At 66.2% G+C, this 23,689-nt stretch carries 24 protein-coding genes and 2 pseudogenes; 14 read left to right on the forward strand and 12 right to left on the reverse strand.

The annotated features are described in order from the left end of the window. From U1E69_RS13730 to U1E69_RS13740, 3 genes and pseudogenes are all read right to left on the reverse strand, one after another. Window positions 1–1,032, reverse strand: a pseudogene (locus U1E69_RS13730) (TAT-dependent nitrous-oxide reductase); the annotation flags it as partial. A 12-nt stretch (window positions 1,033–1,044) separates the two neighbouring features. After that, entirely contained in the window at window positions 1,045–3,228 is a 2,184-nt protein-coding gene (locus U1E69_RS13735) for a 4Fe-4S binding protein (protein ID WP_322244939.1), read from the reverse strand. Then, the gene (locus U1E69_RS13740; RefSeq protein WP_322244940.1) at window positions 3,225–3,731 is read right to left on the reverse strand and encodes a hypothetical protein; all 507 of its coding nucleotides are present in this window, start codon (window positions 3,729–3,731) and stop codon (window positions 3,225–3,227) included. The genes U1E69_RS13735 and U1E69_RS13740 overlap by 4 nt, the downstream gene beginning before the upstream one ends. 188 nt (window positions 3,732–3,919) lie before the next feature. Between U1E69_RS13740 and U1E69_RS13745 the strand changes: the two genes are divergently transcribed. Then, window positions 3,920–4,669, forward strand: a complete 750-nt coding sequence (locus U1E69_RS13745) for a cyclic nucleotide-binding domain-containing protein (RefSeq protein ID WP_322244941.1) — start codon at window positions 3,920–3,922, stop codon at window positions 4,667–4,669. Between the two features lie 59 nt (window positions 4,670–4,728). Here the strand turns inward: U1E69_RS13745 and U1E69_RS13750 are convergent, their stop codons facing one another. Further along, entirely contained in the window at window positions 4,729–4,965 is a 237-nt protein-coding gene (locus U1E69_RS13750) for a hypothetical protein (RefSeq protein ID WP_322244942.1), read from the reverse strand. 195 nt (window positions 4,966–5,160) lie between these two features. Between U1E69_RS13750 and U1E69_RS13755 the strand changes: the two genes are divergently transcribed. After that, window positions 5,161–5,892, forward strand: a complete 732-nt coding sequence (locus U1E69_RS13755; protein WP_322244943.1) for a Crp/Fnr family transcriptional regulator — start codon at window positions 5,161–5,163, stop codon at window positions 5,890–5,892. A 195-nt stretch (window positions 5,893–6,087) separates the two neighbouring features. On the opposite strand, the gene U1E69_RS13760 is transcribed toward U1E69_RS13755, so the two are convergent. After that, on the reverse strand, window positions 6,088–7,020 hold the full coding sequence (locus U1E69_RS13760; protein WP_322244944.1) for a hypothetical protein: 933 nt from the start codon (window positions 7,018–7,020) through the stop codon (window positions 6,088–6,090). Window positions 7,021–7,054: 34 nt separating this feature from the next. Continuing rightward, a complete protein-coding gene (locus U1E69_RS13765; RefSeq protein WP_322244945.1) occupies window positions 7,055–7,486 on the reverse strand; it encodes a hypothetical protein in 432 nt (143 codons plus the stop codon). A gap of 220 nt (window positions 7,487–7,706) precedes the next feature. Between U1E69_RS13765 and U1E69_RS13770 the strand changes: the two genes are divergently transcribed. The 7 genes and pseudogenes from U1E69_RS13770 to U1E69_RS13800 form a co-directional block, all read left to right on the forward strand. Continuing rightward, window positions 7,707–10,274: a cation-translocating P-type ATPase gene (locus tag U1E69_RS13770; protein WP_322244946.1), complete on the forward strand. Its 2,568-nt coding sequence runs from the start codon at window positions 7,707–7,709 to the stop codon at window positions 10,272–10,274. 90 nt (window positions 10,275–10,364) lie between these two features. After that, on the forward strand, window positions 10,365–10,760 hold the full coding sequence (locus U1E69_RS13775) for a cupin domain-containing protein (RefSeq protein WP_322244947.1): 396 nt from the start codon (window positions 10,365–10,367) through the stop codon (window positions 10,758–10,760). Window positions 10,761–10,788: 28 nt separating this feature from the next. Beyond that, the gene (locus U1E69_RS13780) at window positions 10,789–11,919 is read left to right on the forward strand and encodes a hypothetical protein (RefSeq protein ID WP_322244948.1); all 1,131 of its coding nucleotides are present in this window, start codon (window positions 10,789–10,791) and stop codon (window positions 11,917–11,919) included. A 31-nt stretch (window positions 11,920–11,950) separates the two neighbouring features. Further along, entirely contained in the window at window positions 11,951–12,391 is a 441-nt protein-coding gene (locus tag U1E69_RS13785; RefSeq protein ID WP_322244949.1) for an alpha/beta fold hydrolase, read from the forward strand. 56 nt (window positions 12,392–12,447) lie between these two features. Next, window positions 12,448–12,912 carry an alpha/beta hydrolase gene (locus tag U1E69_RS13790; protein WP_322244950.1) on the forward strand — a complete coding sequence of 155 codons (465 nt, stop codon included), beginning with the start codon at window positions 12,448–12,450 and terminating at the stop codon, window positions 12,910–12,912. Between the two features lie 123 nt (window positions 12,913–13,035). Further along, window positions 13,036–13,344, forward strand: coding sequence for a hypothetical protein (locus U1E69_RS13795; protein ID WP_322244951.1), 309 nt, complete (start codon window positions 13,036–13,038; stop codon window positions 13,342–13,344). A 320-nt stretch (window positions 13,345–13,664) separates the two neighbouring features. Next, window positions 13,665–13,913: pseudogene (locus tag U1E69_RS13800) on the forward strand (DUF6920 family protein); the annotation flags it as partial. 66 nt (window positions 13,914–13,979) lie between these two features. Here U1E69_RS13800 and U1E69_RS13805 read toward each other — a convergent pair. From U1E69_RS13805 to U1E69_RS13830, 6 genes are all read right to left on the reverse strand, one after another. After that, window positions 13,980–14,657: an ABC transporter ATP-binding protein gene (locus U1E69_RS13805; RefSeq protein WP_322244952.1), complete on the reverse strand. Its 678-nt coding sequence runs from the start codon at window positions 14,655–14,657 to the stop codon at window positions 13,980–13,982. Then, window positions 14,654–15,868, reverse strand: a complete 1,215-nt coding sequence (locus U1E69_RS13810) for an ABC transporter permease (protein ID WP_322244953.1) — start codon at window positions 15,866–15,868, stop codon at window positions 14,654–14,656. The genes U1E69_RS13805 and U1E69_RS13810 overlap by 4 nt, the downstream gene beginning before the upstream one ends. Then, entirely contained in the window at window positions 15,868–17,061 is a 1,194-nt protein-coding gene (locus U1E69_RS13815) for an efflux RND transporter periplasmic adaptor subunit (protein ID WP_322244954.1), read from the reverse strand. The genes U1E69_RS13810 and U1E69_RS13815 overlap by 1 nt, the downstream gene beginning before the upstream one ends. Window positions 17,062–17,347: 286 nt before the next feature. Next, window positions 17,348–17,866 (reverse strand): hypothetical protein, encoded by a 519-nt coding sequence (locus U1E69_RS13820; RefSeq protein WP_322244955.1) that lies wholly within the window; start codon window positions 17,864–17,866, stop codon window positions 17,348–17,350. Window positions 17,867–17,885: 19 nt separating this feature from the next. After that, window positions 17,886–18,302 (reverse strand): hypothetical protein, encoded by a 417-nt coding sequence (locus U1E69_RS13825; RefSeq protein WP_322244956.1) that lies wholly within the window; start codon window positions 18,300–18,302, stop codon window positions 17,886–17,888. Next, entirely contained in the window at window positions 18,299–19,042 is a 744-nt protein-coding gene (locus U1E69_RS13830; protein WP_322244957.1) for a hypothetical protein, read from the reverse strand. Before U1E69_RS13830 ends, U1E69_RS13825 begins: the two co-directional genes overlap by 4 nt. A 193-nt stretch (window positions 19,043–19,235) precedes the next feature. On the opposite strand from U1E69_RS13830, the gene U1E69_RS13835 reads away from it, so the two are divergent. From U1E69_RS13835 to U1E69_RS13855, 5 genes are all read left to right on the forward strand, one after another. Next, window positions 19,236–19,796 carry a heme-binding protein gene (locus U1E69_RS13835; protein ID WP_322244958.1) on the forward strand — a complete coding sequence of 187 codons (561 nt, stop codon included), beginning with the start codon at window positions 19,236–19,238 and terminating at the stop codon, window positions 19,794–19,796. 3 nt (window positions 19,797–19,799) lie between these two features. Further along, window positions 19,800–20,495, forward strand: coding sequence for a VIT family protein (locus U1E69_RS13840; protein ID WP_322244959.1), 696 nt, complete (start codon window positions 19,800–19,802; stop codon window positions 20,493–20,495). A gap of 107 nt (window positions 20,496–20,602) precedes the next feature. After that, window positions 20,603–21,250, forward strand: coding sequence for a BON domain-containing protein (locus U1E69_RS13845; protein ID WP_322244960.1), 648 nt, complete (start codon window positions 20,603–20,605; stop codon window positions 21,248–21,250). A 399-nt stretch (window positions 21,251–21,649) separates the two neighbouring features. Then, a complete protein-coding gene (locus U1E69_RS13850) occupies window positions 21,650–22,093 on the forward strand; it encodes a response regulator transcription factor (protein WP_322244961.1) in 444 nt (147 codons plus the stop codon). Window positions 22,094–22,345: 252 nt separating this feature from the next. Continuing rightward, window positions 22,346–23,599: an Hsp70 family protein gene (locus tag U1E69_RS13855; protein WP_322244962.1), complete on the forward strand. Its 1,254-nt coding sequence runs from the start codon at window positions 22,346–22,348 to the stop codon at window positions 23,597–23,599. The last annotated feature ends 90 nt before the right edge of the window (window positions 23,600–23,689 follow it).

Below are 23,689 nucleotides of genomic sequence, written 5' to 3' on the forward strand. Positions count from 1 at the left end.
GAGGTGCTTCTTGTCCGGCGCCATGTTGCAGCCGTGCGGGTTGTTGGCGATCGGCACATAACGCGTGAACTGGCTTTTCGCGTCCTTGCGGCCGTCAAGGATGCGGACGCCGTTCAGCTCTTGCCCCTCACCCGCCGCGACGGCGGCCTCGATGGCGGCGATGTTGAAGATCACCACGTGGTCCATCTCGGCCGCGGTCATGTCGGACAGGGTCATCCCCATTTCCGAGTTGTACGAGGTGGAAAATGCCCACTTCCCCTCATAATCCGCGTCGCAGTTGTCGAGGTTGCCCGAGACGATGACCTGCCAGGCGGGCAGCATCGCTTCGGCATCGACGGCGGTGAAGATGTTCACATACGTGCCCACGTCCTGCATCGTGGTGCCGTCGTTGACCAGCGGGGCCTCATCCTCGCCGTTGCAGAAGACGTATTTGGTGTTCGGGGCCTTCTGCGGCCGCATCCCGTGGATCGCCTTGGCGTTCGGGATTTCCAGGATGGCGTCGCACTTCATCACGTCGGCGCGGACCCGGGCGACGCGGGTGTTCGCCTTGTCGTTCATGAACAGGTACTTGCCGTCGTACTTGCCGTCGGTGAACGACATGTGGACGTGGTGGAGATCGCCGTTGTCGTGGATTTTCTTGCCGTTGGCCGCCAGGAACTTCTTCGTCTTGTCGCTCATCGTGCGCTGGTGGATGCGCAGCGATTCATTCGTCTCGCCCCAACCGGTGGCCGAGCAGCGGTTGAAGACCGGAACCCGCATCAGCTCGCGCATGGACGGGATGCCAAGAATCCGCATCTCGCCCGACTGGCCCGAGGACCAGAAGCCATAATGCGTGTCCAGCTGGCCGGGCGGGACGTTGTAGCCTTCGCCGGCGGCCAGGGCTGCGGTGCTGCCCAGCGCCAGTGCGCCGACACCCGCGCTGGTGCCTAGGGCCAGGCGGCCCCCGCCGATGGCGCCCGCAAGCGCCGCGCCGCCTGCCGTGGCACCCAGAAGGCCGCGGCGTGAGATCCCCGAGGTGGGTCGTTCAGACATGATCTGTCCCTTTCATTCAGCTGGTTGGGGGTGTTGGTGGTTCGGGTGGCCCGTCAGGTCGCGGACCGGCGAGGCGGCGAAAGCTTCGCGCCGCTTCACCTTTTTGATCACCACGGGGCATTTCGTGGTGGACTGGTACAGCACCTGGCAATGCAGGCAGTTGATGCATTCGTTCGGGTTGATCTCGCCCGTCGGGTGGATCGACTGCACCGGGCATTCATTGGCGCAGGTCTGGCAGGGGTTGCCGCATTCGCGGTAGCGCTTGAGCCAGTCGAACATCCGCATCCGCGCCGGGATGGCGAGGCCGGCACCGAGGGGGCAGAGGTAGCGGCAGTAGAACCGCTCGACGAACAGCCCCGCGACCAGAAGCGCCACGGCGTAGGCGACGAAGGGCCAGGCGCGGACGAATTTCAGGATGATGGCAGTCTTGAACGGCTCGACCTCGGCCAGATGCTCGGCCTGTTCGATGCTGACCAGACTTGCGCCGAAAAGACCAAGGAAGATCATGTACTTGATCGGCCACAGGCGTTCGTGCAGGCCCCAGGGCAGGGTCCACTGCGGGATGCCAAGCTTGCGGGCGATCTGGTTGGTCAGTTCCTGCAGCGCGCCAAAGGGGCAAAGCCAGCCGCAATAGGCCCCCCGGCCCCAGAAGATCAGCGCGGCAGCGACGCTGAACCACAGGATGAAGGTCAAGGGGTCCAGCAGGAACGCCTGCCAGGAGAAGCCCGAGGTCAGCGCGCCGAACAGCGCCATCAGGTTGACGACCGAAAGCTGCGCATTGGCGTACCAGCCCAGGAAGACCAGCGTCACGGTCAGAAAGCCCATGCGGAACCAGTAGAATCGGCGCTCGTTCCGGGTGGCGAAGCCCTGGAAGAAGAAGACCAGCGTCAGCACGGCCAGCATCGCGGCGGTTATCGCGATTTCCAGCTGCTTGTCGGCCCAGATCCGCTTCCACAGCGCCTGGTGCGCTTCGGTTTCTTCTTGCGCGGCGACGGCCTCGGCCGGGGCGGTGTCCTGCGGGGCGGCGACGGCAACGGGGCGAAGGTACTGCGGCGGCAGCTGGTAGCCCAGGTCGAAAGTGGTGAAGACCTTCTCGATCGGCCCGACCTCGCGGTGGACCAGAAGCTGGATGCGGAAGGGTTTGGTCGGGTCAAAGCCCACATCGGCGGGGATCTTGAACAGATCGGTCTCGGTGAACTCGGGCGCGCCTTCGGCCACGACCGCGCCAAGCCGCTTGTGCATCTTGTCGCGGAAGCGGACCGACACATCGTCCTGGATCAGCACGATCCGGTCGAAGATGCCGCCCCGCACATAGCCCGAACCCTTGAAGCTGTAGATGCCGCGGCCCACGATCAGCAGCGCTTGGTCGCCCGGAGCGAGCCACCCCGCCAGGTTCGCCGCCTCGCCTTCGCCCAGGATCGCCTTGGCAATCGCTGGGTGCGAGACCAGCGCCGCCTGCATCTCGATGAACGTCGTCTCGGGCGCTTCGGTCAGGGCGCGGGCGATGGCCCGTTCGTCCCCCAGCGCCGCAAAGGCCGCGTTCACCTGGCCCACGTCCAGCGACAGTCGCCGCAAGGTGCCGTCGCCTTCCAGCGTCATCCAGTCGGTTGCCGCGGGCGCATCGGGGTTCAACTCGAACACCGGCCCCGTGGGTGCCGCATCCACCGCAAGCCCGCCCAGACCCAGCGCACGCGCCACCTTCAGCCCCGCGCGCACGATGCTGTCGTCGATCACCATCACCGTGACAGTGGCACCCGAGATGATGTCCACGTCATGCGAACTGCCGCCCGACTGCGCCTCGGCCACGAGGTCGAGGCCGATGTAACCTGCAGCCAAGGCATCCATCTTGGCTTGCGGGATGCCGATCAGGACGATGGGTTCGGAATGCTTGACCAGCTTGACCCCGGTCACGTGGGCGTCCAGGTCCACCGCGACAAGCGTGTGGATCGGCTTGCCGGAATATCCGGTGGTGGACACGAAATCGCTGGTGATGAAGGCCCAGCCAATCGTCTCGCCGCCCTTGAGGACAGGAGCGACCGGCGGGTCGACCTGCATCGGGCCGTATGCCTCGGCCCCGGCGACAAGTTCGCTGGCGGGGATCTTGTCCAGGAACTGCGGCAGGACCGGCTCGGCCCAAAGGGGCAGGGCGGCCAGAACCAGCGGCAGGACAAAGGAAAGAAGGCGGGGAAAGGTCATGTTCGGGCACTTTCGAAGGTCGCCCGAGGGTCGGTCACCCAGGCCGTATCGTTGGATTGATGAAAATCAATCTGACGAAGGGCCGACGGGTGCAGGGACCGGAAAGCAGGGCGCGGGTCCCCCTGGCGCATGGCACGGGCGTCTGCGGCAGGTGGGCCTCTGGGGGCTGGGCGAAGATGTGCGACGGGCTGGCAGGCCGGCGGTGCGGGCAGGGACAGGCTGGCCGTCCCGCGCAAGGAGGCAAGGGTCAGCCGCCCATCGGCGATTTCAGGCAGGGGTGGCGAAAAGACAAGGCAATCCAGACATTTGGCATGAGATTTTCCCGGCACGACCGGGGCGCCATCGGCGTCGATCCACACCAGGCTGGTGGCGCCATCCGCGCAAAGTTCGACCAGCATCGCGCCTTTGACCGGCCCCGCTCCACCCGGTCCGGTCAAGACCAGGGCAAGGGCCAGCACAAGGGCCAGCACAAGGCAACCAAGGGTTTGGGCGAGCTTTTGCATAGGACCTGTCTGACCGAAAGTGGCCGGTGATTCCTTGATAGAGATCAAATGAAGGTCAGATCCGCGATGGGGTCGGCTGCGTCGAAGGGGCAGATCCTGCGGCTTTGCGCCAGCCGAAATCCGTTCGGCGCAGGATTGACATCCGTCGGACCTGGCCTTGAATTGCATCAAGCCAGACAGGACCAGCCATGCGCGTTCAAGACCTTGCGGACATCCGGCAGCTGCCCGTGTTCCGCAATATGTTGCAGTCCAGCTTTGACGCGCTGATGCAGTCCGCCTATGCGCAACGGTTCCCCTCCGGGCTGGTTCTGATCCGGCAGGGCGACAGCGCCGATTTCCTGCATGTCGTCGTCGAAGGCAGCGTCGAGCTTTACGCCGACTGGCAGGGCCGGACGACGACAATGGCGTTGATCCAGCCGGTCGGGACCTTCATCCTGGCCGCCTGCGTGCGCGACCTGCCTTACCTCATGTCGGCCCGCACGCTGGAACCTTCGCGGCTTCTCCTCGTCCCCGCCTCGGACCTGCGGGCGATCTTTCGCAGCGACCCCGAGTTTGCCGTCTCGATCGTGGGGGAACTGGCAGGGGCCTTCCGGTCGATGACGCGCCACGCCAAGAACCTGAAGCTGCGCACCTCGCGCGAGCGGATTGCCAGCTATCTGCTGAAGCAGTCGCAACTGGCCGGAGGCGTGGACCGGTTCGTCCTGCAGGTGGAGAAGCGGCTTGTCGCCTCGTATCTGGGGATGACGCCGGAAAATCTGTCGCGCGCCTTGAAGGCACTGGAACCGGACGGAGTGTCGGTCAAAGGGCAGACGGTGACGATCACCGACCGGACCAGGCTGAAGGCTGCCGCGCCGCCGGATGTGCTGATTGACGGGCCTGACCCTGAAAGCATGAGCGGGGGCGTCAGCCTGCCGGGCCCCACGCTGCCGGGGGCTTGATCCCACCCGCGGGCCCCAGCGGATCGCGTGCCATCCTGTTTCAGCTGCGCGGCAGGCGCCTAGCGCCTGCGGACCGAGTTCCCGCCCGCGAGGATGCCGTTGATCAGGGCCGCAACCGCCTTGTGCAAATCGGTCATGCCATCCTCACCCGGGTCGTTGGCATGCGCGGCAGCCGCATCACGCAGGATGCCGACGATCTCTCTCTCCGGCAGGATGTTCCGGTCGTTCAACGCAAGCAGCAGGGACTCGCAAATTGCCAGAGCAGCAGTTCCGGCCACATCAGGGACGTTCTTCATTCGCGGGTCTCCGGTTGAGGCCCCGGGGTGCGTAGTCCAGATGCCTGCGTCTTCAATCTCGGCGGTATTGTCGCAGACCTGTGGCAAGAGAGACTGACCTGGATCAGCGAAAGCTGTGGTCGGCTGATCTAAAGCGTGAAGGGGAGAACTTCTGCCTCATGACGCAGGTCATGCGTCACGAAGGGATTGGCGTCCATGACACCCCAGCACAGCCCGTTTGCGCGAAAGCTGGGGGCTTTTGTCGCCCTTTCCCCCGAGGAACTGGGATTGCTTGATCAGTTGCACAGTCGGCGCAGGACGTTTCCGGCGCGGCGGGACATGATCTACGAAGGGCAGGTCGAACGGTCAGCCTGTATCCTCGCGTCCGGCTGGGTCTGTTCCTCCAAGCTTTTGCCGGGGGGCACGCGGCAGATCGTCGATTTCCAGATCCCGGGCGATTTCCTGGGCCTCCGCTTGGTCCTGTTTCGGACGGCGGACCACAATGTCGAGCCGATCACCCGGGTGCAGGCCTCGGAGGTTCAGGCCCACGATTTGCTGGATGCGTTCAACACCGCCCCTCGGCTGGCGGCTGCGGTCCTGTGGGCCGCGTCCTGCGATGAGGCGATGGTGGTGGAGCATCTCGTCGACATCGGGCGGCGGGATGCCAGGCAGCGGATGGGGCATTTCCTTCTGGAACTGGGCGCGCGGCTTAAGCTTGTCGGGCTTGCGTCCAGCGAAGGCTACAACTGTCCCCTGACGCAATATCTTCTGGCTGATGCCCTTGGCCTTAGCGCCGTTCACGTGAACCGCGTGCTGCGCGAACTGCGCGAGGACGGGCTGGTCAGCTTTCAGAACGGCAAGGTCGTCTTCATCGATTTCGATGGCCTGGTGGCGTTTTCCGAATTCGACCGGCACTACCTTGATCATGAAGGTCCGTTGATGACGTGATTTGGCGGCGGTCAGCCCGGGATCGTGGCGGCAAAGCCTGGGTGATGGGTAGCCGCCCCGCCCGGGCGCGCGCCCTTTTCGGTTCCGCCCACCCGATGCCCGTGACAGGGGGCAGGAGCATCGGGTGAAGCGGTCCGTCACTTGCCAGAGCCTTGGGGAACTCGTCAGCCAGCAAGTCGTGGGTCATTCTGGCTGTCAGAGGTGCCCCTGCACTGATCCAGGTTTGCGTCCGGTCGATATCTTCGCAGCCTCTCGGGGTGGGAGGCGCCTTTCAGAAACCGACGTCTCCACCCGGATCTGCGTTCCTGCCCGCCCTTCGACGATGGCGCGCGGGTCCTGAAGGCGGCCGATCCCGGCAAGCCTTCCACCGGCGCGAACAAAGTCACAGGCCGAGGTGATCTTCGGTGCCATCGATCCGAGGGCAAAGTCCATCGCATCCAGCGCGTCCGGGGCGATGCGCCCGATAGGCGACTGCGTGGGCGTGCCCCAGTCGCGGAACACCGCCTCGACATCCGTCAGCATCAAAAGGACATCAGCCCCCAGCGCCATCGCCAGCAGGGCTGCCGTGCGGTCCTTGTCGATCACCGCTTCGACCCCCTCCATCTTGCCATCCACGCCCCGCACCACGGGGATGCCGCCACCGCCCGCGCAGATCACGCAGACCCCGGCCTCGACCAGCCTGCCCTCACCCAGCCGGGCCATCACGCCGATCACGATGGCGGCGGCAAGGAAGAGGGCGCTCATCTCGGCCATCCACCATTCGCCCGAGGAGACGCCCCAGATCATCACCGCGAAGGTCAGGGCGAAGAGGACCAGCACCAGTTGTTGCAGCCTGGTGAAGGCCACATCGGCGGTGGTGTCCTTCAGGAAATGCGCCTCGTTCGTCGCCTTGCGGTCGAAGACCAGCGATTTGGAGGGATCGGCCTTCACCCGTGCGGCATAGCGCATGACGAAGGCGACCGTGACCGCCCAAGTGACCACAAGGATTGCAATCCGCAGCCACAGCCCTTGGCCAAAGGTCACCCCGGCGGCGTCCGAGGCGATGACGGTGGAAAAGGCGTTGATGGTAGAGCGAAGCACCCCGATCCCCGCGCCCAGCAGGATGACGGCGACGGCCAAGTGCGTCATAGCCTGCGGCGATCATCACCGGCGTCAGGATCAGTTAGAAGGCCAGCGTCTCTTCGGCCATGCCGTAGGTCGTGCCGCCAAGGGCGAAAAGCGCCATCAGGAACGGGATCATCCAGACCTCGCGGCCCTTCAGGCGGACCATCGCCCGCTTGATCCCTGCGTCAATGGCCCCCGTCGCGGTGACCACCCCGATGAAGTCGCCGATGATGAGGACAAAGAGCGACACGTCGATGGCATTGGCGGTATAGGCGACGGGATCGTAGAACCCGGCGATGGGGGCCAGGAGGACGTCGAAAATGCCCCGCGGGTTGGCATCGGTCGGGGCGTGGCTGCCTGCGACGGGGACGTCCTTGCCCAAAGCTTCGGACCGGACGCGGGCGTATTGCCCGGCCGGGATGATGATCAGGCCGAAGAGGATGGTGAAGGCGGACGGGAAGCGGAAGCCGGGCTTTTCGACGGGCGGCATGGGCGCGGTCCATTGGTCAGGCTTCATGGCGTGACATTAGGCCGGGCCGGGTGGGCTGGCGTTGATGCAGGTTAGCCAATGAGCCTCGGGTCAGCGGCTGGTCGTGTGGCGGGGTTTCCCGCCGGAGGTCCCGGGCCACTGATGCAGGTCAACGCAAGATGCGCATGGGCCGTGCGAACATGGCATCGGGCCGCACCGCGCCTGATTTCCGAAAGCGCCCATGACACAAGCTGCACCCGCTCCCGTCGGCCTGACCCAGGCCGAAGCCACCGCCCGGCTTGCCGCCGAGGGGCCGAATGAGCTGCCAAAGGCCAAGCGGCGGTCACCCCTGCGGATCATCCTGGATGTCCTGCGCGAGCCGATGCTGGCGCTGCTTCTGGCCGGGGGCGTGGTCTACCTTCTGCTGGGCAGCCGGGAAGAGGCGCTGATCCTTCTTGCCTTCGCCTGCCTGTCCGTCGGGATCACCGTTGTCCAAGAGGCGCGGACCGAGCGGGTTCTGGAAGCCCTGCGCGACCTGACCAGTCCCCGGGCACTGGTCATCCGCGACGGCCAGCGCCAGCGCATCGCGGGCCGCGAGGTGGTGCGGGGCGATGTGATCGTGCTGGCCGAGGGCGACCGGGTGCCCGCCGATGCGGCCTTGGTCGAAGCGCACCACCTGTCGGCGGACGAATCCCTGCTGACCGGCGAGGCGGTGCCGGTGCGCAAGGTGGCTGGAGCGGCCACAGAAAGGCGTCCTGGGGGCGAGGATCAACCGATGGTCTACTCCGGCAGCCTGATCGTGCGGGGCACCGGGGTGGCCTGCGTGACCGCGACCGGAAAGGCCAGCGAGATCGGCAGGATCGGCACTTCATTGGGTCAGTTGGAGACCGAGACGCCCCACCTGCAGCGCCAGATGCGCAAGCTGGTCATCGTCTTTGCCGCTGTGGGGGCGGCGGTCAGCGTCGCGGTGGTGGTGCTTTACGGTCTGCTCAGGGGCGGCTGGCTGGACGGGGTGCTGGCCGGGATCGCGGTCGGCATGTCGATGCTGCCCGAGGAGTTTCCGATGGTTCTGGCCGTCTTCATGGCGATGGGGGCCTGGCGGATTTCCAAGGTGCGAGTGCTGACACGGCGGGCTTCGGCCATCGAGACGCTGGGCGCGGCAAGCGTGCTTTGCACCGACAAGACCGGCACGCTGACCGAAAACCGCATGACGATTGCCGAACTGCGTCTGCCGGATGGGACGGTCGCCAAGGCGGGTGCGGCCCTGCCCGAGGCGTTTCGCGAACTGGCGGCGGCGGGGGTCATGGCCTCGGCCCCCGAACCCTTCGACCCGATGGAGAAGGCGTTTCATGTGCTCGCCAAGGCCGAGTTGCGCGACGGGGAAACCCCGCCCGGCGCGGGGCGGCAGCTGGTGCGCAGCTATCCGATCTCACCCGAGCTTCTGGCGATGTCGCAAGCCTGGAAGGCTGACACGGGCTGGCAGATAGCGGCAAAGGGCGCGCCCGAGGCGATGGCGGTGCTGTGCCGCCTGGACACGGCGGCGCGTGCCCGGATGACGGCCGAGGTCAATCAGATGGCAGGCGCGGGCCTGCGCGTTCTGGGCGTGGCGGAGGCTTCGCAGCAGGGCACCTTGACCAAGGACCCCCGCGATTTCCGCTTTCGGTTCCTGGGTCTGGTGGGCCTGGCCGACCCCCTGCGCGCCTCGGTCCCTGATGCCGTCGCCCAATGCCGCAGTGCGGGCATCCGGGTCATCATGATTACGGGGGACTATCCCACCACGGCGCAGGCCATTGCCGCCGAGGCGGGGTTGCAGGGGGACCGCGTCATCACCGGGCCGGAGCTTTCCGCCCTGTCGGATGCAGACCTCGCAGACGCCGTCAGGGACGTGACCATCTTCGCCCGCATCATGCCGGAACAGAAACTGCGCATCGTCTCCGCCTTGAAGACCGCCGGGGCCGTGGTGGCGATGACCGGCGACGGGGTGAACGACGCGCCCTCGCTCAAGGCCGCACACATCGGCATCGCGATGGGCGGGAGGGGGACGGATGTCGCGCGGGAAGCCGCTTCCATCGTGCTGCTGGACGACGATTTCGGGTCCATCGTCACCACTGTCCGACTTGGCCGCCGGATCTACGACAACCTGCGCAAGGCGATGAGCTTCATTCTTGCCGTCCACGTCCCCATTGCGGGGCTGGCGTTGATGCCGCTTCTCTTCGGGATGCCGATCCTTTTTGGCCCGATGCATATCGCTTTCCTTGAGATGGTGATCGACCCGGTCTGTTCCCTCGTCTTCGAGGCCGAGACGGAAGAGGACGACGTGATGACCCGCAAACCGCGCCCGCCAGCCGAGCCTTTGTTCTCGGTCCCGACGATCCTGTGGAGCCTTGTGCAAGGCGCGCTGGTCCTGGCGGTGACCGCGACGATCTTTGCCTTGGCCCCGGGCTATGGCCTGACGACCGACCAGGTCCGCGGGATGACCTTTGCCGCCCTCATCTTCGCCATCGTGGCGCTGATCCTGGTGGACCGGTCGCGCTCGTCGTCGATCCTGAGGGCCATCACCCGCCCCAACCGCGCGCTGGCGGTGGTGCTGCCCATCGTGGGGGCTTTGCTGGCCGTCACGCTCTTCTGGCCCACTGCGCGCGACCTTTTCGGCTTTGCGGCCCTCGACCCGGCGCACCTGGTGGTGCCACCGCTGGCGGGCCTGGCGGTCCTTCTTGCGCTGGAAGTGCTGAAGCCGATCTGGCGTTGGGCGGTGCACCGCAACAAGGCGGCCCTGGCGATCACCTCCGGAAATCGCGTCACCCACTGATCTGGGGCAGCGCGGCGCGTCCTTGAAGGCAGCAGTGTCAACGCGGACGCTGCGCCATCCGCGCATTTGCCGCCACAAGAGGACGCCATCATGCAGGGTTATCTCGCCGACATCGAAACGCTGACCGAAGAGAACACCGATTTCCGCAAGGTGCTTTACGCCGGTCACAACCTGCAGCTTGTCCTGATGTCGCTGACGCCCGGGCAGGACATCGGGATGGAGACCCACGCCACGCATGACCAGTTCTTCCGCATCGAAAAGGGCCAGGGCGAGGTCGTGATCGACGGGGTTCGCCACAAGATCAAGGGCGGCGATGCGCTGATCGTTCCAGCCGGGGCAAAGCACAACGTCCTCAACACCGGCGACAAGCGCTTGCGGCTCTATACGATCTACGGCCCGCCGAACCACGTCGACAAGCTGGTCGAAGTGACCAAGGCCGACGCCGAGGCTTCGCGTGAGGTTTTCGACGGCGTGGCCAGCGAGTAGCGGCCCTTTCATCCAAGGATGACCCCCAATGCTGCGCGCCCTGACCCTTTCCTGCGGGCTTCTGGCCCTGCCCGCCCATGCCGAGACCACCAGCCTGACCATCGCGCAGGACCGCTATGAGGCTGGAGCCGCGGTCAGCTTCAACGGTCCCTCGGTGATTGACCTTTTCATGGCGGGGAACGTGGTGTCCGTGACCGCGCCCGTCGGTGGGTCGGCCCATCTGGCGGGGCGACGGGTTTCGGTTGCGGCTCCGGTGGCGGGCGATCTGTTCGCGGTGGGATACAGCGTGACAGTGACAGCCCCCGTCAGTAGCGATGCCTCGGTCTCGGGGTACGAACTATCGCTTGTACCCGTCACCGGAAACCTGCGCGCGGCGGGGTCCGAGGTCACCGTCGCTGCGGTTGGCGGCTATGCCTTGATCACGGGCGCGGACATTACCTTGCAGGGCGTCATTGCAGGGGATGCGGTGCTGGTGGCCGATGACATCATCTTTGGGCCAGAGGCAAAGGTTGCGGGCGCGCTGACGATCTATGCCGAGGACCCTGCCAGCATCAAAGTGCCCGAAACCGTCGCCCCTGCGGCCCGCGTCAGGATCGAGCAGCGCAAGCAAGACAGTGAAAGCGAGTGGTCGAAAGAGATGCCTATGCAGGTGCCGGTCTGGCGGGTCGTCACCGGCTTTCTGATGGGGGTGCTGATCTCGGGCCTGATCGCGGCGATGGTCATCGCGATTGCCCCGCAGGCGGTGCAGACCTGGCGGGTGCTGGCGCTGGCGCATCCGGGCAGGGCGATCTGGTCGGGGTTTGTGGTGACCTCGGCACTGGCGGGATCGGGGTTCGTCCTGATGCTGACCATTATCGGCGTCTTCCTCTTGCCGGTGATGCTGGTCCTGACCATGCTGGCGATCTTTGCGGGCTATGCGCTGGTGTCCTATGTCCTGGGCGTGGGCCTCTGGCTGGGCGTCGGGCGCAGGATGCCGGAGGGACTGCTGGGCAGGTTCTCGCTGCCATGTCTTGGGGCCTTTGTGGCGGGCCTCGCCTGGCTGGTGCCGATTGCCGGGCGGTTCTTCGTCCTGGGTCTGACCATGCTGGGGATCGGGACACTGGCGGCCTTCGTGCTGCCCGGCGGCTGGCTTCTGCGGCGCGAGGCGGTGCAGCCGTGAGCCTGCCCGCGCCATGATGGGTTGGGGCAGGATGCTGTTGGCATCGGTCGCGCTGACGTCGGTGGTTGGCGGCACGGCGATCTGGTGGCAGTTCACGACCGCCATCGCGGCGGCAAAGGCGCGGGTCGCGCGGGGCAGCACCGTGATCGACACCCCCTGCGGCCTGATCGAATATCAGGCGGCGGGCGAAGGGCCGGTCCTGCTGGCCGTGCATGGCAGCGGCGTGGGCTTTGACCAAGGCATGGCCTTTGCCGCACCGCTTGTCGCCCAAGGCATCCGCGTCGTTGCCCTGTCGCGCTTTGGCTACCTGCGCACGCCGATGCCTGCGGATGGCTCGGCCGAGGCGCAGGCCGATGCCTTCGTCTGCCTGATGGATGCGCTGGACATCGACCAAGCCGCCGTCATGGGGGGATCGGCAGGGGCGCTTTCGGCCCTGCAGATGGCGCTGCGGCACCCCGACCGGGTATCCTGATCCTTGTGGTTCCGCTTGGCTACAAGCCCCCGGATCAGGCGCCCTCTGCCGAGCCGATGGCCCCTTGGGTCGAGGCGACGATGATGCGGGTTATCGGGTCGGATTTCCTGTTCTGGACGGGTCTGCACATCGCGCGGGACCAGATGGTCGCCACCGTCGTCGCCACCCCGCCCGCCGTTGTCGCTGCCGCCGATCCGGCTGAACAGGCACGGGTCGCCGCCATGCTGGATGCGATCCTGCCGGTCTCTGCCCGGGCGGCTGGGCTAAGGGCCGATACTGCGGCGGGCAAGTCGATGACCCCGGTTGACCTGAGCCGCGTCACCGCCCCCAGCTTGATCGTCAGCGCGCGGGACGATGGCTATGGCACCTATGCCAGCGCCGAATACATGGCGGGACGGATCAAGGGCGCACGCTTCCTTGGGTTTGAAACCGGAGGCCACGCCTGGGTCGGCCACAACGACGAAGTGATGGCCGCGATCTCGACGCTGGTCCTGTCCGCACAACCGCCGACCGCACTGTGACCCGCTACCCTAGCCTGCGCCCCCGGCAACCTTCGGGTCCTCCTGAGCGAGGTTAGTGCGGCCTGCCCGCATCTGCTGTCCAGTGGACCCAAGCAATTCCGCTGACCGATCAAGGAGAACGCGATGCTGCAAGATGGCAAGCTTCAAGGACCCACCGCCCCGACCGACTTTGCCGGGCTATCCGCACAATTCGACGCGCTGCGCGGCGATGTGGCGACGCTGGCGCACTCTGTGACGGCAATGGCCGAACGGCGCGGGCGTCGGATGGTTTCGGACATCTCGGACGACATCGGCATCGCTGTCCACTCGGTCGAGCGGCGCGGCAAGACGGCTGAAGCCAGTATCGAGAACACCGTCGCCTTGCACCCGTATCTGGCCCTGGTCCTGGCGGTCGGTGCGGGCCTGATGATCGGCGCGCTGTCGCAGCGTTGAGCCCTGGTCGTTCAGAGCGCGCGCCCCTGTCGTCTTGGAGCCGCTGTCCCGGATCGGGGGCGTGGCGTGGATCTGGTGAAAGGGGCCAGTGGAGCTTTGGTGATGGTCACCGCCAATGCCGGTCGGCCGTGTTCGAGGGCTGGCGATGGCGCAGACCAACAGCAGCCTTGTCGCCCGTCCTGACGCAACGACGCAAGGCGCCCGGCGCACACCTGCGACGCCGCCGAAATCGCGGGCTTTGACCTCGCGCTGACCGATGGCCAGCCGATCCTGGCCACCTTGTCGATGCGAGGGCGCTTCAACATGTCCCGCGCGGCAGGGCCTGGAAGCCCTTCACATCGGTGCGGCATGTCACGACCAATCGCCCCGGCTTTGTCTGGGACGCGCGGATCATGATGGCTTCGGGCCTGCCGGTCCGGGTGACGGGTTCCCTGATTGGCGGGCGGGGGCAGCTGCATCCAGCGCTTCTGGGCTTCTTCGGTCATGCTGCCGTGGGCCTGTCGGATGTCGGGCTATCAGCTGCAAGACGGCATGACCATCCCGATGACCGGCAAGGTGCTGTGCCATAGCGCCAAAGGGGAGCGGTCCGACTTCCACGGCACGGTCCGCGGGTCACCTACGCGTTCGACCAGCGCTTAGCCCGTGACCAGACCATCCCCGACCACGATCTGGCGCCGGCACTGCGCGGCGATCTTTTCGTCGTGGGTCGAGATCAGGAAGGTCGTCCCCTCATCCCGGTTGATCTCTCCGATCAGGTCCATGACCTGCAGGGCCGAGGCGCGGTCGAGGTTGCCGGTGGGTTCATCGGCCAGCACCAGCTCGGGGCTGTTCATCAGGGCGCGGGCGACCGCCACGCGCTGCTTCTGCCCGCCCGAGAGGTTGGCGGTGGGAAAGTGGATACGCTCGGCCAGGCCCATGCGGACCAGAAGCTCCTGACCCCGGGCGCGCGCTGTGGCGGTCTCGCGGCCTTCGCGGACGGCGGTGGGGAAACACACGTTCTCCAGCGCGGTGAAGTCGGGCAAGAGGTTGTGGAACTGGAAGACGAACCCGATGTGCAGGTTGCGAAACTCGGTCAGGGCGCGGTCGCTGGCGGTGGTAAGGTCGACGCCCAGCATTGTGTGGCTGCCCGAAGTGGGGTGCATCAGCGTGCCGAGGATGGTCAAAAGCGTGCTTTTCCCCGACCCCGACGGGCCAAGGAGGGCCGCCAACTCCCCCGTCTGCATCGCCAGGTTCAGCCCACGCAGGACGCGCGTCTCGGCCTCACCCGATCCGAAGGTCTTGACCAGATCGCGGACCTCCAGCAGCGCCGTCATTGGCCGATGGCCGTGACCGGGTCCAGCCTTGCTGCGGCGCGGGCGGGCAGGATGGAGGCGAGGATCGCCCCCAGCGTCGTCAGCCAGATCGCCAGCCCATAGGCCCCTTGGGTGATGTCGATGGGCAACCCGCTTTGCCCCGGCCCAAAGCTGTCACGCGACGGGAACGCAAGCAGCACGCCATACCCAGCAGCCGCGCCGAAAAGGCCGCCCATCAGCCCGATAAGGGCACCCTGACTGACAAAGACCACCATCACGAACCAGCGCCCCGCGCCCATCGCCCGCATGATCCCGATCTCGGGCCTGCGGCGGTAGGTGGAGAGGAGGAGGGCCGAGGCGACGCCGATGATGATGGTCAGAAGGGCGAAGGCCTTGAGGATGTAGCCGGTCTGCGCCTGCGCCTTCAGTGCATCCAGCAGCTGCGCGGCCTGTTCGGTCCAGGATTTCGCATCGAGGCCCGTCAGCGCCTTGATCTGCGGGGCAAGGGCGTCGGCGGCGTAAAGGTCGTCAAGCTTGATCTCGACCCGCGTCACTCCCTGCGGCAGCTTGAACAGGGTCCGCGCGGTGGCAAGGCTGACATAGGCCTGCCTGCGGTCCGGTCCGCCCGATCCCATCTCGTAGATCCCGGTGACCGTCAGCACCGCCACAACGCCCGCAGAGCTTTGCAGCCGCACGGTCTGGCCCAGCGTCAGGTCCATATCCTGAACCAGCGTCTTGCCCAGCAGGACGCCCCCCGCCCCAAGGGTCGCCGTCCCCTCGGTGACGTAGCTGGCAAGGTTGGCGATGACGGATTCATGCCCCGGCTCCAGCCCGTTGATCGACACTTGCGTGACCTGCCCGCCCCGGGTGAGGAACCCCGATCCGTTGATCTGTTGCGAGGTGCCCTTCACCCCCGGCAGACCCGCGATCAGCGGGATGAAGGCGGCGGTGTCCTTCAGGATCGCCGTCGCCAGGGTCGAGGGTTCCTGCACCAGCAGCACCGTGCCCGGCGCGGCGGGGTTCAGCAGGGCAGGGTCCACGGCCTCGGCCTGGATGGTGATGTGGGCCATGTCACCGGCAGTGCGCATCATGATGAACTCGGCCAGGCCCCCGATCAGCGCCGACATGAAGATGAAGATGAAGACACCGATGGCGACGCCGAAGACCAGCAGCGCCGTTTGCGCCTTCGAGGCGGTCAGGTAGCGGGTGGCGATCTTCAGCGCGTAAAGCATCAGGGAGCCACCTTCACGGCCTGTCCATCGACGATGCCGGTCGCATCGGCGATCACCAGGTCCCCGGGGGACAGCCCTTCCGTCACGATCAGCCGGGCGGCGGGCCAGTCGATCAGCGTGACATCGCGGCGCAGGGCCTTGCCGTCGGCCACGACCATGACAGCGGTGCCGCCCGCATCGCGCAGGATGGCCGCGCGGGGAACCGTGATCGCCGCCGCGCGCTGATCGACCGTGATATTCGCGGTCACGGTCAGGCCGATCGGGGCCTGCAGCGGAGTATCCGCAGTCAGCTTGACCTTCAGCCCGCCGGTGGCTTCATCGACCTTCTGCGACACGAAGCTGACATGGCCGTCCCGCACGGCGGTCTCGCCCGACAGTTGCAGCGCGGCGGGCTGGTCGACCTTGACCTGCGTGGCATAGGATTCGTCCACATCCGTTTCGACCACCAGATACCGCAGGTCGGCAATCGTCATCAGCACGGTCGCGGGATCGACCAGCTGTCCAGGCTCGGCCGTCAGCACCAGCACGCTGCCCGAAAGCGGAGCGCGGATCGTGTAGGTCTTCAGCTGGATCTGCGCCTGATCCAGAAGGGCGGTCATCCGCGCCACCTCTTGCGCCGAGGATTGCACCGCCCGCGCCGAGCTTTCCAGGACCACCCGCGCGATGTTGGACCCAAGCGCCTTGTTGCGGGCATAGTCCGCCTGTGCGTCGGCCTCGGCGACCTGTGCCGCATCCAGTCCCGCCATTGCCTGTCGCACGACGGCCTGCTGCGTGGCCGGTTCGATCAGCGCCACCACAGAACCCGACGTGACCGGGTCCCCCTCCACGACTGTCACGGCGGCAAGCTTGCCGCTGACCTGGGGCCGCACGTCGACCGACCGCTCGCCCGCAATGCGTCCGTTCACCGCCAGCACGCGGCTGACCGGTCCCAAGGCCACCGTCTCGACGCCGACTTCTGTGACCGGAGTGGCCCAAGGTTGCAGAAAAGCCAGCGCGCCAAGGCCAATCGCCAGCACCCCGCCCAAGGCCCAGATCCAGACAGGGCGCTTGGGGTTTGGCGCCGGGGACACCTTCTTTGGCGGCACCTCGACCACAGCGGGAACCATCAGCGCTCCGGCTTCCTTTGGCTTTGACGGTGCGGCAACGGGGCTGGTCCCATCCGCGTTGGCCGTCCCGATGTTCGCTTTCGTCATGACCTTTTCCGATTGCAGCGCATCACGAGTCCCGGCTGCCGGATGATCCGCGCTTTGCTTTTCCAACCCTAGGTCCCTTCCGCCACTTCGATGTTGATCTGCATCAGAGACAGGTGCGGCGGCCCCCAACCTTCAACGGCCCGGTCAGCCTGCCGGTTCCGCCGTCGGGTCACGGACTGCGCCTTGCCGCGGGCTTTCACAGCCCCTGGGCAGAGGCAAGGTGGTGGTGCCAGGGGCGGTGCCGGATGATCCCGGCACCGTGGTTGGCTTCGGCCACAGCAGCCGGTCAGCCGTACATCGGCTCGTAGTAGTAGGGATAAAGGTAAGAGTTGCAGTAGTTTGCGCCGAAGGCCGCGTTGGTGGCCGCGTCGTTCAGACGCCGGTGGATGATGCCGCCCAGCGGTTTCATCGCCTCGTCCAGGACCGAGGTCCAGTCTTCGGAAATCTCGGCCACAATGGCGGACTGACCCTGCTTCAGCGTGAAGAAGGCCTCATCCGCCGCATTCTCGCGCCGGGTTTCCTTGACTGCATCGGCCGTGGCGCCGATGGCTGCGCCTGCCAGTGCACCGGCCCCCGTTGCCGCGCCCACCGACAAGGCAGACGCCCCTGCAACGCCCGCCGCAACGCCGACCGGCCCCGCGATCAGGCCCAGAAGGGCCCCCACGCCGACGCCGATGGCCGTCCGCATGCCCAGGTCACTGGTGCGGTTGGCCACCTGGATATGGCCCATGTCGTCGCGCCGCACCACGGCCGCGCCGTGAACGGTCAGCTCGCCTTCTTCGTCCAGGGCCCACAGGCGGCGCAAAGCCTGGTGGGCCTTGGCGTCAGACGAAAAGACAACGGCGATGTGCGACCACCTTCTTCGGCTGGGTGGCGTGGGCCAGCTTGGTGCGGGCGGCGGCGACAGCGGCGCTGAGCGATTGCGCGGCCTTGTGCGCGCTGTCCAGCAACGCGGCATTGGCGTGCTTGACGCCGTCCTTGGCGGCGACGGCCTTGTCTTCGACGATCTTGCCAGCGGCTTCCAGCTTGGTGATCGCCGCCTTGATCCCGGCTTTCGCGTCATCGGACTGATCCGCGGCCAGGGTCTTCATCCGCGCGACAAGCGCGTTGATCTCGGCCTGGACGGTCTTCACATCGGCCCAGGTTGCGTGTTCCGCCTTTGAAATGTTGGCGCTGATCTTCTTGTGAAGCTCTTGCGCGTCGTGGCGCGCGCGTTCCAGCACGGTTTGAGGTTTGGTCATGATGCACCTTTCAGGTTGCAGAAGAACTTGAAGCTGCGCCCGAATCCGGGCTGCAGGGCCTGCCGGGCAAGGGACAGAAGCTGCGGGACGGTCGAATGGGCCAGGTCGGCGACAAGGTCGGCCACAACCCGGGTGTGAACGCTGGGGTGATGCTTGGCGAGGTAGGCCATGAGGTGCCCAGCCTCGTTGCTTTGGCCCTTGCCGTGGCCGATCACCACGATCCGCCCCGCGCCCGAAAGCGCGGCCGCACTGTCTTCGAAGAATCGGGTATCGGCGGGGTAGGTCTCGGACCGGTCGGCATCATGCTGGCTGCGGTCGGTGTCGTGCAGCAGGTGGTGCACCTCTTGCGGCGTGGCATCGTCGGAGGTGGTGGCAAAGAAGACCCGCGCGCCGGCATGGTCGATGACAACGACCGTGTCCCTGGGCGCGGGGTCGTCAGCGACATTCGCCATCGTGTTGTCCCACCCTGCGCGGGTCAGGACATGGCGCAGCGCCATCAGGGCCTCGGCGGAAAGATCCTTGTCGCGCCCCGGCTTGAGCCGGCTTTCGACCTGCCCGATCCGCAGGACGACGTCGCCGTCATGCGCATGGCTGACCGAGCCGAGCGTCGCGATCAGGCCAAGCGCCTCGCGCCAGGACAGGTTGTGCGACAGGGGATGCTGGAAGACCCGCGCAAGCACGCGCTGATCGAAGGTGGACAGGCCAGAGACGGCGGCAGTGGCGGGATCATCCTGCGGCATGGGTCGTCCTTCCGGGAAAGGCGCGAAGACCGGTGATCCGGGAAGGCGCGCCCCCAAGACCTAGGCGTCTTGGCCGCACAACGGCAGCCTCGGAAACTACGCATGGGTGGCGGCCTAGGTGGTTTCCGAGGCTGCCTTCGGGCCAACAGGCATGACCAGGATGCGCGCGGCTTCCCCGCGAAAGGATTGCAACATGACCATCGAAGAACCGAAGTTCAGCCTTGCCCTGAAGGATGGGGCCCTTGAAATCCGCGACCATGTTGCCGCGATCGCAGCCGAGGTCACGGTGAAGGGCACTCAGGCGGAGGCGAGCCGCCAGGGCTTTCGGCTCCTCGCAGGGTATATCTTCGGGGCCAACAGTCGTCGCCAGAAGAACGCGATGACGGCACCCGTCACCAAATCCGCGGCAGGCGAGAAGATCGCCGTGACTGCGCCGGTGACGCAGATCCCGGGAAATTCCGACTGGCTGGTGCGCTTTACCATGCCCGGTCAATATCGCCTGGCCGATCTGCCGGTGCCGAACGACCCCGCCGTCAAGATCCGCGCGATGGTGCCCGCCCGCTTTGCCGTCCTGCGCTTTTCCGGCCTTGCGGGCGAGGCGAAGGTGGCAAAGACCCGGGAACAGCTGCTGTCGATCCTGCGCGTGCGGGGGCTGCATCCCGCCGGTCCGGTCTCGATTGCCCGCTACAATCCGCCCTGGACCCCCTGGTTCCTGCGTCGGAACGAGGTGATGATTTCTATGGCGGGCGGCTGACCGATGCCTCTGGTTCACAAGGAGACCCACCTGATCCAGCGCATCGGGTGGTTGCGCGCGGCCGTCCTTGGGGCGAACGACGGCATCCTTTCGACGGCCAGCCTGATGGTCGGCGTGGCTTCCGCCTCGTCCGACAAGGGGCCGGTCATGGTGGCTGGCCTTGCTGGTCTGGTGGCCGGGGCGATGTCGATGGCGGCGGGGGAGTATGTGTCGGTCAGCAGTCAGGCCGACACCGAAGCCGCTGACGTCGCCAAGGAAACCGCCGAGCTGAAGGCCGACCCCGCCGGGGAACTGGCCGAGCTGGCCGCGATCTACCAGGGGCGGGGGCTGTCAAAGGCGCTCGCCCTGCAGGTCGCGCAAGAGATGATGGCGGGTGACGCGCTTGCCGCGCACAAGCGGGACGAGCTTGGCATCATCGCCGAAACCGCCGCCAATCCGATCCAGGCGGGGCTGGTGTCGGCAGCGACCTTCGCCTCGGGCGCGGCCTTGCCGCTGGCGGTGGCGGGACTTCTGCCGGAAGCTCGGCTGCTGGTCGGCGTCTCCATCGCGACGATCCTCGCCCTTGTTGCCCTTGGGGCCATCGGCGCACGGATCGGCGGCGCACCGATCTGGCGCGGTGCGGCCCGGGTCACGCTTTGGGGTGCCCTTGCCATGCTGGCGACGGCCCTTGTCGGCTGGGTCTTCGGCACGACCGGCTAGGCAGGTTTCAGCCCTTAGGTCGTTTCCGACCCTGCCGCCTTGCCCAACTGCGCGCCTACCCTTCCCCCAACGCAATCCTGCGTCGATCATCCCCGAAGGAGACAGCAATGTCCGATGACAAACACCTCAAGCAAGCCGTTCTGGACGAGCTGAAATGGGAACCCAGCGTCAACGCCGCCCAGATCGGCGTGACCACCAAGGACGGGATCGTCACCCTGATGGGCTCGGTCGAAAGCTATGCCGAAAAGCATGCGGCTGAAACCGCGACCCTGCGCGTCAAGGACGTGAAGGCCGTGGCCGAGGAGATCGAAGTGAAGATCCCGTTCAGCGTCAAGCATGGTGATGCCGAGATCGCCGATGCCGCCGTGAACCGGCTGACCTGGAACGTCTCGATCCCGAAGGATGCGGTCAAGGTCGCCGTCTCGAACGGCTGGGTCACGCTGACCGGGGACGTCCACTGGCATTACCAGCATGACGCAGCCGCCGAAGCGGTGCGCACGCTTTGGGGCGTCACGGGTGTGTCGAACCAGATCGCCATCAAACCGCAGGCCAATGCCGCCAACATCAAGTCGGACATCATGGTCGCCTTGAACCGGTCCTGGTTCAGCCCGGAAAAGATCGACGTCAGCGCCTATGACGGCAAAGTGACGCTGACCGGAACCGTGGATTACTGGGACGAACGCGCGCTGGCAGGCACCACCGCCTGGGCGGCCCCCGGCGTGACCACGGTCACCAACGACATTCGGGTCAACTGATCCAGGCCATGCGCCGCAAGCTTTCAGGGGCCTGCGGCGCAGTTTCGCACTTCCTGCTGGTGCGTCGGGTCATGGCGTGCCTGCCCCCTGACCGACGCGCTTTTCAAGACGCTTTTGACGTGCCACCCCTTCCCCCCTTCAGGTTGACGATGGCAAGACACTGATCTGCGGCAGTGCAGCATGCGGGTTCCCCGGTAGGCTGGCTTCATATGGCACGTCCTGTGCCAGCCACACCGACTGAAGGAGCCTGACATGGCAGACGGACAGACCGTTTCGGTCGGCTTGGGCTTACGTCGTCACGTCGCACCTCCCACTGGACTGCAAAGGAAAACCCGGCTTCTTCCCGGCGCCGCACCCGCTTTGGCGGCATCCTTAACCGCCCTCTTGGCCCGAAATGCCATGTTGAAGAAAGCCCTGGACCAGGAGAGGGCCGCCTCTGCCGACATGCGCCGCAGTCTTCTGGGTGACGGGACAGGACTGCCCAAGGTCCAGAATGCTACGCTGTCCTTCAGCGCAGAAGATCCGGTGACCGTGATGAAGACGACAGTCCCCGCGCCCTCGGCTGAGGTCGCGACCTCCAACCCGCAGACGGACCCCAATGATGCAGGTCTTGCGGCAGGTTATCCCAACCTTGGGTATGGGTTGACCCAGAGGCAGCATCAAATCCTGGGTCTGGTGCTTGCGGGTCATCCCAGCAAGAACATCGCGGCCGATCTTGGCATCAGTCAACGCACCGTGGAAAGCCACCGCGCCGCCATCATGCAGCGCACCGGAGCCACGTCACTGCCAGCTCTGGCCCGCCTTGCAATCGGCGCGGAGGTCGGAGGCGATTGTCGCCCCTGAAGCAGGCAGCGACAGCAATGCCCGCACTCTTTGTGTCGCAGCGACCCTCTGCCACGGGCTTTCGGTCCCGGGCTTTCGGTCCCGGGCTGCCGGGCATCGTGCCCTGGGCGCAGCGGCGCGCGGTCCTGAAGCCGGTCGCTCTGGACGACCGCGGCCTGCCGCCAGGATCGGCAGATATTGCGACCACCAGCTTGACACCCCCCTGCGCGCCGCCTACTGACGCCAGCCCTGCAGGGCGCAAGGAACATGAGCATGGCGCGAACAGCACTTGGGCTTGGGGTCGACTTCGGCACGTCGAACACCGCCGCGGGCTACCTGCAGGATGGACAGCCGCACCTCGTCTCTTTCGAGCCGGGCCAGACCACAATTCCGACGACCTTCTTCTTCGACTTCGACGCGCGCCGGATGCTGATCGGCGAAGCGGCCAATCAGGCGCTGCTTGAGGGCACCCAGGGTCGCTTCATGCGGGCGCTGAAGCGCATCCTGGGCACCCCCATCATGCACGAGCGCCGACAGCTTCTGGACGAGAGAGTAACCTTCGTCGACATCATCGCCCGCTTCCTGGCCCAGGTGAAGGCGCAGGCCGAGGCCGAGGCCGGGGTAAGCTTTGACCGCGTCCTGTCAGGACGACCGGTGGTCTTTCATGGCGCGGGCGACCCCCGCGAAGCTGCCGCCGAGGCGGATCTGCGCGCCTGTTACCTGGCGGCCGGCTTTGGCGAGGTGGAGTTCATGCCCGAACCCCAGGCCGCCGCCATCGCCAGTGGCGCGCTGGAAGAGAAGGGGGTGACCGGGTTGATCGTCGATGTCGGCGGCGGAACCTCGGACTTCTCGCTGTTCCGCTCGGGTCGCGATGGGGTGACGATCCTGGCCAATCACGGGGTCCGCATCGGCGGGACAGATTTCGACCGCGCCGTCAGCATCGACTGGGTGATGCCGCATCTGGGCAAGGGGACCGAATTGCGCAAGGCGCTGGGGTCCGGCAGCTCGCCCACGCCGAACCACATCTTCAACGATCTGGCGACGTGGGAAAAGATCGCGTTCCTCTATACGCCGCAAAACCGCAGGCTGGCCGCCGAGATGGTGCGGCTGGCCCATCAGCCGGAAAAGCTGGCCCGCCTGGCGAAGGTGCTGGAGGACGAACTTGGGCACGACCTCAGCTTTGCCGTCGAGCGGGGCAAGATCGCGGCCAATGGCGGGGCGGAAGGGGCCTCTATCCGTCTGGACCGGATAGAGCCCGGCCTGGCCATTCCCCTGTCGGCCGATGCCCTGGCCGAAAGCCTGGCGCGCCATGCCGACGCGCTGGCAGTGGGCGCACGTGAGACGCTGCGCATCGCAGGCCTGGATGTCGCTTCCGTCGAGAAAGTGGTCTATGTCGGAGGCTCCAGCCTGATGTCCCTGGTCGCGCAGGTCATGAAGACCCAGTTCCCGCAGGCGTTGCACGTCTACAGCGAAGTTTTCACGGCGGTTGCGGACGGGTTGGCCATCGCTGCAAGTGACGCAAGATAGATGCAGCCGGTTCCGTCTTGAAGGCCGGAAAGCCCACCGGATGCTTGCCATGCCGTCCGACGATGGCAAACGGGGGACGATACGGCAGCC

Source organism: Tabrizicola sp. (assembly GCF_034366665.1).
Lineage (GTDB): Bacteria > Pseudomonadota > Alphaproteobacteria > Rhodobacterales > Rhodobacteraceae > Tabrizicola.

Excerpts from the sequence above, each read along its gene's own strand:
- U1E69_RS13735 (WP_322244939.1), bottom strand. The coding sequence starts at position 3,228 with ATGACCTTTCCCCGCCTTCTTTCCTTTGTCCTGCCGCTGGTTCTGGCC.
- U1E69_RS13780 (WP_322244948.1), top strand. The coding sequence starts at position 10,789 with ATGCTGCGCGCCCTGACCCTTTCCTGCGGGCTTCTGGCCCTGCCCGCC.
- U1E69_RS13755 (WP_322244943.1), top strand. The coding sequence starts at position 5,161 with ATGACACCCCAGCACAGCCCGTTTGCGCGAAAGCTGGGGGCTTTTGTC.
- U1E69_RS13760 (WP_322244944.1), bottom strand. The coding sequence starts at position 7,020 with ATGACGCACTTGGCCGTCGCCGTCATCCTGCTGGGCGCGGGGATCGGG.
- U1E69_RS13845 (WP_322244960.1), top strand. The coding sequence starts at position 20,603 with ATGTCCGATGACAAACACCTCAAGCAAGCCGTTCTGGACGAGCTGAAA.
- U1E69_RS13825 (WP_322244956.1), bottom strand. The coding sequence starts at position 18,302 with ATGACCAAACCTCAAACCGTGCTGGAACGCGCGCGCCACGACGCGCAA.
- U1E69_RS13740 (WP_322244940.1), bottom strand. The coding sequence starts at position 3,731 with ATGCAAAAGCTCGCCCAAACCCTTGGTTGCCTTGTGCTGGCCCTTGTG.
- U1E69_RS13810 (WP_322244953.1), bottom strand. The coding sequence starts at position 15,868 with ATGCTTTACGCGCTGAAGATCGCCACCCGCTACCTGACCGCCTCGAAG.
- U1E69_RS13805 (WP_322244952.1), bottom strand. The coding sequence starts at position 14,657 with ATGACGGCGCTGCTGGAGGTCCGCGATCTGGTCAAGACCTTCGGATCG.
- U1E69_RS13795 (WP_322244951.1), top strand. The coding sequence starts at position 13,036 with ATGCTGCAAGATGGCAAGCTTCAAGGACCCACCGCCCCGACCGACTTT.
- U1E69_RS13775 (WP_322244947.1), top strand. The coding sequence starts at position 10,365 with ATGCAGGGTTATCTCGCCGACATCGAAACGCTGACCGAAGAGAACACC.
- U1E69_RS13750 (WP_322244942.1), bottom strand. The coding sequence starts at position 4,965 with ATGAAGAACGTCCCTGATGTGGCCGGAACTGCTGCTCTGGCAATTTGC.
- U1E69_RS13830 (WP_322244957.1), bottom strand. The coding sequence starts at position 19,042 with ATGCCGCAGGATGATCCCGCCACTGCCGCCGTCTCTGGCCTGTCCACC.
- U1E69_RS13840 (WP_322244959.1), top strand. The coding sequence starts at position 19,800 with ATGCCTCTGGTTCACAAGGAGACCCACCTGATCCAGCGCATCGGGTGG.
- U1E69_RS13815 (WP_322244954.1), bottom strand. The coding sequence starts at position 17,061 with ATGACGAAAGCGAACATCGGGACGGCCAACGCGGATGGGACCAGCCCC.
- U1E69_RS13785 (WP_322244949.1), top strand. The coding sequence starts at position 11,951 with ATGCTGTTGGCATCGGTCGCGCTGACGTCGGTGGTTGGCGGCACGGCG.
- U1E69_RS13850 (WP_322244961.1), top strand. The coding sequence starts at position 21,650 with ATGTTGAAGAAAGCCCTGGACCAGGAGAGGGCCGCCTCTGCCGACATG.
- U1E69_RS13855 (WP_322244962.1), top strand. The coding sequence starts at position 22,346 with ATGGCGCGAACAGCACTTGGGCTTGGGGTCGACTTCGGCACGTCGAAC.
- U1E69_RS13790 (WP_322244950.1), top strand. The coding sequence starts at position 12,448 with ATGGCCCCTTGGGTCGAGGCGACGATGATGCGGGTTATCGGGTCGGAT.
- U1E69_RS13745 (WP_322244941.1), top strand. The coding sequence starts at position 3,920 with ATGCGCGTTCAAGACCTTGCGGACATCCGGCAGCTGCCCGTGTTCCGC.
- U1E69_RS13765 (WP_322244945.1), bottom strand. The coding sequence starts at position 7,486 with ATGCCGCCCGTCGAAAAGCCCGGCTTCCGCTTCCCGTCCGCCTTCACC.
- U1E69_RS13770 (WP_322244946.1), top strand. The coding sequence starts at position 7,707 with ATGACACAAGCTGCACCCGCTCCCGTCGGCCTGACCCAGGCCGAAGCC.
- U1E69_RS13835 (WP_322244958.1), top strand. The coding sequence starts at position 19,236 with ATGACCATCGAAGAACCGAAGTTCAGCCTTGCCCTGAAGGATGGGGCC.